Below are 12892 nucleotides of genomic sequence, written 5' to 3'. Positions count from 1 at the left end.
TTAACAATATATCTCATCAATACATTAGAAAGTTACAGATAGACTTGAATAATAGACCTAAGAAATGTTTAAATTACTTGACACCTAATGAAGTACATTTTGGTATCTCTATAAACATTGAGAATACAATCTAGCTTTTTAAAACTATATTTAGAAGTAAGTTTAACTTGAGATAATTTATCATCTATTTTTTTAAACTCCCAATATCCTTGCATAATCTTGAATGGGCAACCCTGCATGGATACTTCTATATTATTATCATCTATAGTTTTATAATCTGTAATTACTTCCACTTTCAATAACGGTATCTTAAGTTTTATCAATGCCTTTTGCGATACCGATGTTTTCTCTAATAATTCTGCTTCATAACACATTGGAATGAAGTTCTTATAATTATCAACATCTAACAATAAATATTTTACTTCATCAATAGGATAATTAAACTTTTGAGTTTTTACAGTTTTTTCATAATATAGACTGTTGAGTTAATCGAACGATTTTTCTGCACTCACTTATTTCTAACAATACTCTCTAAAGACAGTACAAAAAATGCTTGTTTTGTATCTATATTTATCCTAACTAAGCCATCAAATTGACGGCTTTTAACATGTTGAAACAACATGACTTTAGTAGTGCTTGAGCTTGCACTTTAACTGTCGTGAAATAAGCAGCTCTACGAAAATTAAATACTCTCTTTAATGTACCAAAACACTGTTCAACTTTGTATCTTGTTTTGGATAATAGTTTGTTTCTTTGTTTTTGTCTGGCAGTAAGAGGTTTACCTCTAGCTGCTTTTTTGAGAATACCGTTTTTAACTTTCGATTCTTTTAAGTAATCTCTATTGCTTGCAGTATCATATGCCTTATCAGCAAGTAATATTGAAACATTAACGTCATTTAATAATTTTGATAACCTATGAGCTTCATATACTTCTGCCGACTCTGTATGAACTGTTTGTATAAAACCATGGTCATCATCTACACTTGCAAATACTTTATATCCAAAATGACTTTTTCTACCTTTCTTTATCCATCTAGCATCAGTATCTTTACTATAAGATATATCTGTAGTTTCAGTATCAAGTTCTTTTCTATCATTTGGTATATTATCAATATGCTTATTAGGTTTACCTGCAGATTCAATAAGAGTAGCATCGATAATAGCGCCTTTGGCGTTATTAATAGATAAGCCTAAATCTTCTAATTGACGATTTAATAATTTAAATAGTTTTTTGAGTTTTCTTTTCTCTATCAATAAGTTCCGAAATTTATTGATAGTACTATAGTCAGGTAAATTATCTGTAGGAGTGAAACCAGTAAAATACATAAAGTCTAATCTTAAGCGTAAGCTAGATGCTAATTCTCTATCACTTAAGCTATAAGACTGACACAATAACAGAAATAGTTTAAACATCATGACAGAGTCATAACTAGGTCTACCTTGATTACTTCTATCTTGAGTGTGAATACCTTTAAGAATTTTTCTAAACTTCTCAAAGTTAATTAACTTGTTCAATTTTACAAACTTATTATCACTACCTAATAATTCTTCTATACCTAAAAAGAAAAAATCCATAACTCATAAAATACAAATATTTGCAATATATGTATTTTACAAAAAATGAACAATTTAGGGCAGATTAATTCAATAGTCTATCAAATGTATTTAGCCATAAAATTTAACAAATAACTTACTTATAGATTATGCAATCTATAATGTTTTAAAAAATTATTCAATGTCCTTTCTTAAGAAATAGATTTCAAGCTTTGTCTCACTTATAACACACTCCTGATAAACCTTAAATCCAAGTTTTTTATAATATGAAATATTTTCTGACTTACTCGTCTCTAGTAATAATGGAACTTTTTTTATCTTAGCTTGTTGATAACCATACTCTATAACTTGTTTAGCCAAGCCTTGACCTCTACAATACTCATCTGTGCAAAGATATATAAGGTGCAGAAACTCCTTATCATGGCGCGACTTCTCAACTCTCGCTTGTATCTTGAGGATTCTGATAATTCCTCGAATACCAAACTCCTTTAACATTCTAAGATTTGCTACAATGTGAAATTTCCACGAAAGCTTTGTCTTACCAATGTAAGCAAAAAGCCCTATACTTTTGAGATTATCATCACATGCTATAAAACCTTGTGTATATGCTTGATCGAGATTATAAAGCATAAAAGCATCATAGCGCTTGGTCTCTAAAAGGTTGGCTCTATCATTGGTCGTAAAGAACTCTCGAGTATGTGGGTCTGTTGTAAAACTTTTTTTGAGTAGCTTTAGTAAACTTAATCTAGTTTGAGTTCTTAAAACATTTAACTTATTTGAGAAAATTTGCATATCTATTTCACAATGCTATATTTTGTTTTAGGCATTCTACAGTATAATCAAGCTGCTCTTTAGCATGTTCACTTGATATAAAAAAACGGAGTCTCGCCTTTCTTTCTTCAACCGCTGGGTACATTATAGGCATCGCATTAATATTATAATCATCAAAGAGCTTATTTGATAATGCTACTGCATTGCATGAGCTGCCTACAATAACTGGTATAATAGCTCTACCAATAGAGTTACCAGTATCCAAACCATAATTCTTTAACTGAGTCAAAAGATACTCACTATTATCATGTAATCTATTAACCCTATCAGGTTCAGCTAACATAAGTTCTAACGAACTAATTGCCGCCACTGTATTAGCTGGTGATAAACCAACACTATAAACCAGTCCTGGAGCATAATGACGCAAAATATCTATGATTACATTATTTGCAGCTATATATCCCCCACAGCTACAAAGCGTCTTGCTTAATGTCCCCATCCAAATATCCACTTCTTTAGGTGAAAGATTATAATGCTCAAAGATACCTTTACCTGTCTTGCCTAAGACTCCTAAACCATGAGCTTCATCTACCATCAAAATGGCACCGTACTCTTTCTTTAGCTTAATAATTTCTGGTAAATTTGGGATATCACCATCCATACTATACAAGCCTTCAACAACTACAAATATCTGCTCATACTTATGGGCATTTAGCTGTAATAATTGAGAAAGATGATTAATATCGTTATGTCTAAAACCAATTGCTTTTGCAACTGATAACTTTACTCCTTGGATTATACTATTGTGGGCTAATTGATCATATAATATGAGACTTTTATCATGAGTTAAACAACTAATTACTGATACATTTGTTGCATGACCACTTACAAAAACAATAGCATCCTCAGTTTGATACAACTCTGCCAATTTATCTTCTAGCTTTTGATGAATAACTCTTTGACCTGCGACAATTCGACTTGCAGAAACTGTTGTACCCTCTTCAGCTAGCACTTCTGTTACAGCTTGAATTGTTCTTGGATCACCATTTAGTCCTAAATAGTTATAAGAGCTATAGTTTATTAGCTCTCTAGCAGCATAATTAATTTTAGCACCCGCAACTCCTTGATAATTACGATATAAAGGATCGGCAATTCCAATTTTTTTGACAGTTTCGCGCATATACTGCAGCTCTTGATAAAGGGGATGTGCTCTAAAATCATAATCTGCTTTTTGCTCAGATAAATCTTCCAATGTTGTTTGTGTTTGTAACACTCTTGATTTAACTTGAGATAGGTTACCAAAAAGTTTTTTTGCCATTAGCTCTCCCCATGTCTTTGTTTAATTATATCAAGAATATCATCTGAATTACTGTCTTGATTATCATCTGCGTAAATATTGCGTAAAATCATATCTACAATATCACCAGATGTTTTTAACTGCGCAATAGACATAGCTGAGATAGTAACTTCTGTGAACTTTTCTTCTAAACTTACAGCAAGCTCAAATGCCATCAAAGAGTCCATACCAAGATCACGAAGATCTGTAGATAATGCTAGTCCATTTATATTCACGCCTAATATACTAGCAACTTGAGCCAAAACATTAGTCTGTACTATTTTTATACTCTGCTGTTTTGAAGATGCTCGTAAAGTACCTAAATCAAGACTAGATATAGTTTTAATTTGCTCCTGATCTATCACCTCTTGGTAGCGTAAAGTCTTTAGAATAGGCAAAACTTTGGCAATTCTACTACCCTCAAACTTTGATGCAATTATGTGAGACTTGGCATTTAGCAAAATCTCATTAATAATTCGCTGAGTATCAATACTAGACAAAGGTGTAAACCCTAAACCACTCTCCATGAGCTTTTTGATACTTTGATCTCTTGTTAAAAGACCAAGATCAGCTATAGGTCCCCAAGCTATATATTGAGCAACAAGACCTTGCTCTCTACGCTGTGTAGCCAATCCCTCTAAATATGCATTAGCTGCTACATAATTTGATTGATTAATATTACCTACAACTGTAGCAATTGAAGAGAACATTATAAAATGCTCTAATCTCCAGTAATTAGAATATTTACTCAGCCACTGTCCTCCTAGGGCTTTAACTTCAAAAACCTTATCAAAACTATGCTCTGGCATATCAGAAAATGCAATATCATCATATACTACAGCAGCATGTACTATACCTTTTAGATCTTCACCTCTTTGGTACAAGTCCAACATCAAATCTCTAACACCAATTTCATTACTTACATCTAAAGATAATATTTCATAACCAACACCAATTTCATCAAGCTTATTTCTATTCTCTATAAAAATAGTACCACTACGATTAATCAATATTAGTTTTGTTGCCCCATATTTTGCAAGTTCCATAGCAGTATAAAAGCCAAAACCTTGTGTTCCCCCTGTTACAATATAGGTACCACTAATATTAGCTTTTTCATTGCTCCACATATCTAAATAAATTCTATCTTTAGTTCGCATATTTACTATAACTTTACCAAGCTGTCTTCCTTGCTGCATACATCGAAATGCTTCTTGAATGTTATTCATAGTAAACTCTTGATAAGGTAAAGGCATAAGAATTTGATCATCAAAATATGTTGTCAATTCTACGAGCATTTGTTGTATAAGCTCTGGCTTATATTTGATTAACTGATCAAGATCAATACCGGAAAAAGTTATACTATTGCGAAAAACTTTCATTGCTAAAGAGTTATTATCAAATATATCCCTTTTGCCAAGTTCTACAAAATGGCCAAATGGTGCCAAAACAGACAAACTTGCTTCAAGAAGATTATTTGATAATGAGTTTAATACAATATCAACTTTGAGATCAGAATTTTCAAACTCAACTAAAAAATCAGTACTCCGAGAATCATAGGCAGCTGTAACACCTAAAGACTCTACCAAAAGTTTTTTCTCAACAGAACCCACTGTTGTATAAATATCTAGTTCTAGTAAATATGCAACTTGTATTGCAGCAAGACCTATAGCCCCAGCCCCTCCATGAATCAATATCTTTTGCCCTGGTTTTGCTTGAGCTAGCTCTTTAATAGCATAATATGATGTCATAAATGCAACAAGCATAGTTGATCCTTGCTGCATAGAACAAGTTTCAGGTAATTTAGCAATAAAGTTTTGGTTAACAACTAGTTCTGTAGCAAAGCTTTGCTGAGCACATCCAAAAACTCTATCACCAATTTTGAAATCACTAACATTATTACCAATAGCTATAACCTCACCACTAAATTCCATACCTAAGTATGCACCTAAATAACCAAACTCTAATGATTCTTGTGGAATTAGTCCTAAACTATACATAACATCTCTGAAATTTAGTCCTGTATAATGCACCTTAATACGAACATCTTCGACACCACAGTTTTGAAGCTTTTTAGTCAGCCACTTAAGATGAGTAAATGAGCCTCTATTTATAATATCAAGCTTATATTCATGCTCTGGAGCATTTAATTTAAAAGGCTTGAGATAATGCTGATATACAACACCATTATCTACAAAAATTTCTTGAGCAAAATACCTATCTTCAAGAATAAAATTCCAGTCTAGTACTTCATCTAATTTTTTTGCAACAACCCTAGTTATAACAACACCTGGATTCTCATTAACTAACACTCGTAATGATGCTAATAGTGACTGGTGTAATGGTGAGGATAGGACTCCATCACACCATGAGCTTTCAAGAATAACTATATTATTTTTTGATGAGCTAACATGGATCTGCTGCAATATATTATAGATGCAAGAATAATCACAGCTTTTATCAATAACAAAAACCATTGGCAATTTTGAATCTTCAACATGAAGAATATTGCTAAGTTGAGTAGTACCGTAAATATTTTTTTGACAATATAACTTTTGAGAATCTTCTAAGTACGGTTTCGCAACAAAAGGTTTCTGTAATAAAATCTCCACACTTAGTAAACCTTGCTTAGTTGTCGCATCACAACTACGAACTTGCGATAAAATATCATCAACCGCACTTCTAGAAACACCTTGAATTCCAGAGTCAAACATACTCATGAATACTTGACTCTCCAAGCTTACAAGCCAAATGTAAAACTTAGCTATACCACCAGACTTTAACTTAGATAATACCAACTCAACATAGTCATTCTTAGCAAAACTAGGATGTGACTCTATAAAAATACAGTCGTATGTGTCATTCACAGCATCATATAGATCACCCCATCCTGTAAAGTACTCAATCTCAAAATTCTCTGCTGTAACCAGCTCAAATATTTGTCTTTGAATACCGGCACCAACTACTAACACTTTTAACGGAGTTTCGATATTATTATATACTTTATGTAGCTCTTCAATAATATCATCGATACCTCTAGCCATATTGGAGACTAGAGCTATTTTCCACAATGTATCTATATCTTTCAGGGCCTGTGTGAGCTTAAAATCATTTATCTTAAGTGATAATAATGCTTTATAACAAAGCAACATAGGTTTTAAAAGGTTTGGATACTCCACAAAAAGAAGTTGTAACATTTCTCGTATTTGATTATCTACGAGATCTAAGCCAGGAAAATCTTTAAATATTTTTGCTACTGAAGAACTGTGTCCACTAATCTGACCATTTTGTATATCTTGATGAGCTTTCTTAGCAATTAAAAGTTTTATAAAACCTACAATTACCTGTTGCTCCTGCACTTCAATATCATCATATTTAAGACATGGTAAACTAGGAGACCTAACATATTGATATTCTAAGCCAGCAAAAGGCTCAAGAGATTCAGCTAAGCAATCTTGTGGTAACAATCCTTTAATAGCATTTACAACTCTCTCAAATCTAGCACCTTTAATAACACTTATTAACTTGCTTTCTAAATCAGTATAATAAACATCTGCAACAATGAGGTTTGAGCTCTTATATCTAAGCTTAATGACAGCCCTATCAATCCTTGCCTGTGTTCTTAAAATATAATTAAAATCAAACCCTGTAGGCAAGAACAAGTTTGATTGAGTACTCTCAAATTCAAAAAGTAATGAAATGATAGCTTGAAAGCCTCCATCTATACTAAAAGGTGACTGAGCATAATTTTGAACATAATTTTCTTCATTAAAGAATACTATTGCCGAATTTATACCTAACTCTATTTTGTTTACTATTGCAAACTTATCTATATAGTTAAGCCCTATACTTCTACAGTTAGCATAATGTTTTGCTGCCGAAACAACAATATTAGATAAATCTAGGTTCTTAGGTACAATTGGTTTGGAATCAATGTTTTGCAATAAATAGCGAGCTTTAACATGCAAACTTTCGTTATTACCATATTGTGAAACACTCTTTATTATAACTGAACCATCTTGATTGCTAGTACTAATAAGAGTACGCATATCATCTTTTTGTAGCAACAATGGAGCATATATCTGTATATCCTTAAGAAGGATGACTCTTGTGTCGTCTAAATCATTTGCTTTTCTTACAAGCTGACATACCAACTCTAACCATGCTGAAGCTGGTAATACAACATCATCTCCGACTTGATGCCCATGGAAATCAGTCGCAAGCTCGTAATCAAGATAGCTTATCCATGTTTTGGCCTTATTGGTAACTTGCCAACCTAATAATTCACTCCCAGAATATATCATTGATTTATTATTTTTTGCATACCAATGATATTTCAAGTCTAACTGAGATCTAATAATCTCGGTATTTTCACTATGGCAAGTTTTTGTCTGCCATGATGCGCCAGATAGATATAGTTTATCGATAATATCCCGACTAACTAATCTAGATTTCTCAACAGTCGAAAAGTAATTAATCTTAAAACCATCACTAATCTTATTAAGATAGTTCCTCAATACAACTCTAGGCGTAACCTCTACAAATGTGTCAATAGATGAATTTAGCAAATTTGTTATCGCAGAAGCAAAATCAACTGGTTCTACAATATTTTTCCACCAGTATTCAGAGCTACGCAATTCTTCGGCAGATAATCTTTTGGCAAAAACAGTTGAAATAAAGTCAATAGAAGTATCAGAAACATTACTGTCTAAGCAAGGTAATCTAACATTAAATTCAGATTTAACATCTCCACTCATATATCTTGAATGAAAGGGATACTCAACATCTAAAAAGCGATTAAATATACCCTGCGTTTCACAAAATTCCGCTAAGATACTAAGCTCTTTAGCATCACCTGCTATTGTCAGAAAGTCTTGAGCATTAATAGCAGCAATATCTAAATTACTAAGCTCTAAATCAACAATTAACGACCTATACTCCTCTCTCGTAATATTAACTGCTAACATAGTACCTTTGCCATGTGTTATAGCTTGAGCATTACTACGCGCCACTACCAATCTGTATGCCTCTGACAGAGACAATGCTCCACTAGTATATGCTGCAGCTATTTCACCAACACTATGACCCGAAACAGCTTGTACATTAATTCCACTATTTAATAGATATTTTACTATAGATACTTGGAATATAAATAACGCTGGCTGAGCAATTCTAGTATCACTATAAGATCCACTATCAATATCTAACCAATCTTTTAAACTCATCTCACTAATTTCTTGAAGTTCAGAAATAGTATCTTCAAGATAGCTTGTCAGCTCACTAGACTCATGCAACAATCTCAACATACCAGAATACTGGCAACCATTTCCAGCAAATATCAAGGCAATATTTTTAGAAGCAAAGTCTATATCATAATCTCTAGATTTATTATCAGAAAAATCTTCAAAACTATCATACAAAGCAAAAAATCCTTTAGTACCCCTATAGCATTGAGAGGCTATTGAATGGCTATAGTAACTCAACTGATTATTTATAGTTTCCTTAGTCAACCTTTTTTGATCAGCTAAAAGCTTAGCACTGTGTGTCTTTACAATTAATTTATTAGAGAAGTACTCTGCTATTTCATATCTCTTTGTTGGAGATTTTTCTAGATATGCTTGCAACAACACATGCGCGTTAGTTCCACCAAAACCAAAAGAGTTAACTCCAATTAAACTTTCTTTATTAACATCAACATCTACAATTTCACTAGGTATTTCAATATTATTACGCTGCAATTGTAATTTAGGATTTGGTTCATCAAAGTGTATATTTACTGGGACTTTTTTATTTTGCAATATTAGTAATGCTTTTATGATGCCTGCTAGACCAGAAGCAGGCTCTAGATGACCAATATTTGATTTTATAGAACCAGTTATAAGACTAGATTTCTTCTTTGATGCTATTGCTTCTGCAATAGCCTGGATCTCTAGAGGATCACCTACAGGGGTACCTGTCCCATGCGCCTCAACATAAACCAAATTGTTTAAATTTACTCCATCGTAAATACTCTTTAGTAAATCACGCTGTGCCTCATAACTAGGCAATGGTAGCCCTGATGTTTTACCATCACTATTCACAGCTGTTTTATTGATCAATGCATAGATAGTATCGCCATCAGCAATAGCTTTTTCATAATCTTTGATAACAACAACAACACAGCCTTCTGACCTGACATATCCATCTGCTTCAGCTGAAAAACTTCGACATCTGCCAGAAGGCGACATCATATGAGCCTTAGAAAAACCAATAAATGGGGTATGGTGTAATAAACAATTTACTCCACCTACTACAGCGGTATCTATTTGATTTGCTTGAATCGCTTTTACAGCTATATCTAAAGCTACTAAAGAAGAAGAACAAGCTGTATCAACGACCATACTTGGCCCTTTGAAATTAAAACTGTAGGAAACGCGATTAGCTATAATGCTTTTAGCAGCCCCTGTCATGGTATATGAATTAATTTCTTCCCCGTTCTCAACAGAGAAATAACTATAGTCTGGGTTTGAAGCCCCAACATACACCCCATAGTTTTCTCCCGAGAGCTTTTCTGGTATATATCCAGCTTTTTGCAGAGCAAAGTAAGTATGATTAAGTAACATCCGTTGCTGAGGATCAATTTTGCTCGCTTCTCTTGAACTTATATTGAAAAGAGTTGAATCAAATACTTCAATATCTGGAATAACTCCAGCCGAAAAGCTATATGATTTTCCAGCTTTTTTCTTTGATAAATGCAAAAATCTTTTCTTATCAATTCGTGAATTTGGTATTTCAGAAACAAGATCCTTTGACTGCTCCAAAGCTTGCCATAGATCACGATCACTACTTATACCTTCAGGTAACACAAAACTGTAACCAATTATCACAACTTTTTTCATATAAGAATATTTTTTATTAATCTAAAATTATTTTAGCACAAACTTACACAAAAATTATTTAACAAACTTTAATAGCTTATTATCTACAGCAAATAATCAATATTGTCCTCATTATCAAATGAATCTAATATGTAGTCAAAATTAACAGAAAAGCCAATTACCTTAAACACTTCAGCAAGCTTGTCGTTAAGCAGAAGTTCTTTGATATCATTAGTATATCTCAGTTGATCTTTAGATTTAAGATTCTTAGATACATCATCAAAAACATCGGCAACACCAGCTTTTTTGAGAAAATTTGCTTGTGTCATATAACCATCTAATTGAAATCCAGCTTCTGTTGCAGCCTCAGCAACAGTTGTAAAATCAACATGCGCCGTAATATCTTGCTCACAAATATTGATAAACGGATCATAATTAGTCTTATGCTGATGGTAGCAAGCTAAAGTTCCCATACTCCTTTCTTTTGAGTAGTATAAATTCCTATGATAACCATAGTCGCACAAAAATATCATACCGCTCTCTAAAATATCATACAAAGACTTAATCCATGGACGGATCCAAGTATTTATTTCACTAGCGTACCCATCTTCAAAATTGATATTATCTAGCAATATCCTATTAGCTTCATACTCAAAAAGCTTATCATTTCTAGCCATATCAACGAGTTTGAACTTATTATCAGTCCAGTATATACCTTGCTGTATAAGTTGATTATTTTCTGCTCTAAAAATATCTACCGGCATTGCATCTAAAACTTCATTTGCAAAAACCACTGCCTTAAGCTTATAGTTTGGAAGCTCTGTCAACCACTCAAACCTATCGTAAAGCTCAGGAATATTTTTCCTTACATTTTCTTGCTGCCTAGATTTTAGATCATTACTTAATTCAACTATTATATATTTGTCAGGTAAGCTATCTAAGCTATTAAGCTCATGCATACAGTCAATAGCAAACTTACCACTACCAGCTCCAAACTCTATAATATTAGAATCTCTACCCAACTCTGAAAACACTAGTGCAAACTGCCTTGCAAAAGTACGCGCAAATAGTGATGTTTGAGAAGTTGCCGTAATAAAATCTCCAGTCGAAGATATTTTTTCTTTAGACCCAGAGTAATAACCAAATTCAGGATAATATAAAGCCATCCGCATAAAATCCCTAAATAACATAGGTTTATTCGTAGTTTTTATCTTTTCTAGAATTACATTTTCAATAGACACAAAATAATAGATGTTTTTAGTAAAAATATAATTATTTTAAGTTTAAAATGGATTTTAATCAAAAAATATATGACTTTCTAAGAAAAAAATATTAAAATCGGTTCTCAAATAATTTTTTACGATGAAGGCGTAGATGAGCGTGATACAAACTTATCCAATTGGTATAACTGGTGGTATAGCTAGTGGCAAATCAACAGCAACAAAAATTCTAAAAGAAAAAATGAATTTAAATGTTGTATGTGCAGATACTATAAGTAGAGAAATTACCAAAAAACCTTCCGTAATCAAGAAAATAGCTGAAAAATTTGGCAACGATATAGTAATGAACAAGCAAATAAATAGAGCTATGCTCAGAGCAATCATTACCGAATCTAAAGAGGCTAAAAAATGGCTTGAAGATTATTTACACCCAGTTATCAATAGAGAGATAAAGAAACAAGTAAAAGAATCAGATACTGTAATGACTATTGTCGACATTCCATTACTAGGACCATATAATTTTAGACACTACGACTATCTTAAAAAAGTAGTAGTTATCAAAGCAGATCTTGAAACTAGAATTAGAAGACTAATGGAGCGCGATGGTAAAAATAGACAACAAGCTGTTGCATTCATAAATCTACAAATATCTGATGATGAGAGAGAAAAAATTGCTGATTTCATTATTGATAATACAAATTTAAACGATCAAGAATTAGAAGACAAATTAATAGCAACAATTAATAACATTACAAACTTGACTAACTAATATTTTTTGCATATAATATGCTTCAACTTTTGCACCCATAGCTCAACTGGATAGAGTACTCGGCTACGAACCGAGCGGTTAGGGGTTCGAATCCCTTTGGGTGTGCCATAGTTTCATGCGGGAATAGCTCAGTGGTAGAGCACAACCTTGCCAAGGTTGGGGTCGCGAGTTCGAGCCTCGTTTCCCGCTCCAGATTCTCTTTATATTTTTTTAATTTCTACAAATTTAATAAAATCCTAACTAAATTTTAAAAGCTAGATTGTATTCTCAATGTTTATAGAGATACCAAAATGTACTTCATTAGGTGTCAAGTAATTTAAACATTTCTTAGGTCTATTATTCAAGTCTATCTGTAACTTTCTAATGTATTGATGAGATATATTGTTAA

The 12892-nt window shown here is 32.7% G+C and carries 6 protein-coding genes, 2 tRNA genes and 3 pseudogenes; 4 read left to right on the top strand and 7 right to left on the bottom strand.

The genetic code is table 11. The features are described 5' to 3' along the window. Window positions 1-134: pseudogene (locus F8C69_RS11400) on the top strand (IS30 family transposase); the annotation flags it as partial. An 18-nt stretch (window positions 135-152) separates the two neighbouring features. Here the strand turns inward: F8C69_RS11400 and F8C69_RS11290 are convergent. The 6 genes and pseudogenes from F8C69_RS11290 to F8C69_RS05175 form a co-directional block, all read right to left on the bottom strand. After that, window positions 153-431, bottom strand: a pseudogene (locus F8C69_RS11290) (SRPBCC family protein); the annotation flags it as partial. Between the two features lie 148 nt (window positions 432-579). Continuing rightward, entirely contained in the window at window positions 580-1575 is a 996-nt protein-coding gene (locus F8C69_RS05195) for an IS5 family transposase (RefSeq protein WP_159184447.1), read from the bottom strand. A gap of 153 nt (window positions 1576-1728) precedes the next feature. Continuing rightward, window positions 1729-2184 (bottom strand): GNAT family N-acetyltransferase, encoded by a 456-nt coding sequence (locus F8C69_RS05190; protein ID WP_236352354.1) that lies wholly within the window; start codon window positions 2182-2184, stop codon window positions 1729-1731. A gap of 169 nt (window positions 2185-2353) precedes the next feature. Next, complete coding sequence (locus F8C69_RS05185) at window positions 2354-3643, bottom strand: aminotransferase class I/II-fold pyridoxal phosphate-dependent enzyme (RefSeq protein WP_159184445.1); 1290 nt, start codon at window positions 3641-3643, stop codon at window positions 2354-2356. Beyond that, window positions 3643-10536 carry a type I polyketide synthase gene (locus F8C69_RS05180; RefSeq protein WP_159184444.1) on the bottom strand — a complete coding sequence of 2298 codons (6894 nt, stop codon included), beginning with the start codon at window positions 10534-10536 and terminating at the stop codon, window positions 3643-3645. Before F8C69_RS05180 ends, F8C69_RS05185 begins: the two co-directional genes overlap by 1 nt. A gap of 83 nt (window positions 10537-10619) precedes the next feature. Continuing rightward, on the bottom strand, window positions 10620-11756 hold the full coding sequence (locus F8C69_RS05175; protein ID WP_159184443.1) for a class I SAM-dependent methyltransferase: 1137 nt from the start codon (window positions 11754-11756) through the stop codon (window positions 10620-10622). Window positions 11757-11889: 133 nt separating this feature from the next. Here F8C69_RS05175 and coaE point away from each other — a divergent pair, with 133 nt between their 5' ends. The 3 genes from coaE (at window position 11890) to F8C69_RS05160 (ending at window position 12696) form a co-directional block, all read left to right on the top strand. Then, window positions 11890-12504, top strand: a complete 615-nt coding sequence (coaE, locus tag F8C69_RS05170; protein WP_159184442.1) for a dephospho-CoA kinase — start codon at window positions 11890-11892, stop codon at window positions 12502-12504. A 31-nt stretch (window positions 12505-12535) separates the two neighbouring features. Further along, window positions 12536-12612, top strand: a tRNA-Arg gene (locus tag F8C69_RS05165). A gap of 9 nt (window positions 12613-12621) precedes the next feature. Further along, window positions 12622-12696: transfer RNA gene (locus tag F8C69_RS05160), tRNA-Gly, on the top strand. Between the two features lie 62 nt (window positions 12697-12758). Here F8C69_RS05160 and F8C69_RS11395 read toward each other — a convergent pair. Then, window positions 12759-12892: pseudogene (locus F8C69_RS11395) on the bottom strand (IS30 family transposase); the annotation flags it as partial.

It is taken from the genome of Francisella noatunensis subsp. noatunensis (assembly GCF_009823375.1).
In the GTDB taxonomy this organism is placed as follows: Bacteria; Pseudomonadota; Gammaproteobacteria; order Francisellales; family Francisellaceae; genus Francisella; species Francisella noatunensis.
The sequence above is the reverse complement of the archived record's forward strand: the minus strand, read 5'-3'. Positions and strand labels throughout refer to the sequence as shown.

Excerpts from the sequence above, each read along its gene's own strand:
- F8C69_RS05195 (WP_159184447.1), bottom strand. The coding sequence starts at position 1,575 with ATGGATTTTTTCTTTTTAGGTATAGAAGAATTATTAGGTAGTGATAAT.
- F8C69_RS05190 (WP_236352354.1), bottom strand. The coding sequence starts at position 2,184 with ATGCTTTATAATCTCGATCAAGCATATACACAAGGTTTTATAGCATGT.
- F8C69_RS05185 (WP_159184445.1), bottom strand. The coding sequence starts at position 3,643 with ATGGCAAAAAAACTTTTTGGTAACCTATCTCAAGTTAAATCAAGAGTG.
- F8C69_RS05180 (WP_159184444.1), bottom strand. The coding sequence starts at position 10,536 with ATGAAAAAAGTTGTGATAATTGGTTACAGTTTTGTGTTACCTGAAGGT.
- coaE (WP_159184442.1), top strand. The coding sequence starts at position 11,890 with ATGAGCGTGATACAAACTTATCCAATTGGTATAACTGGTGGTATAGCT.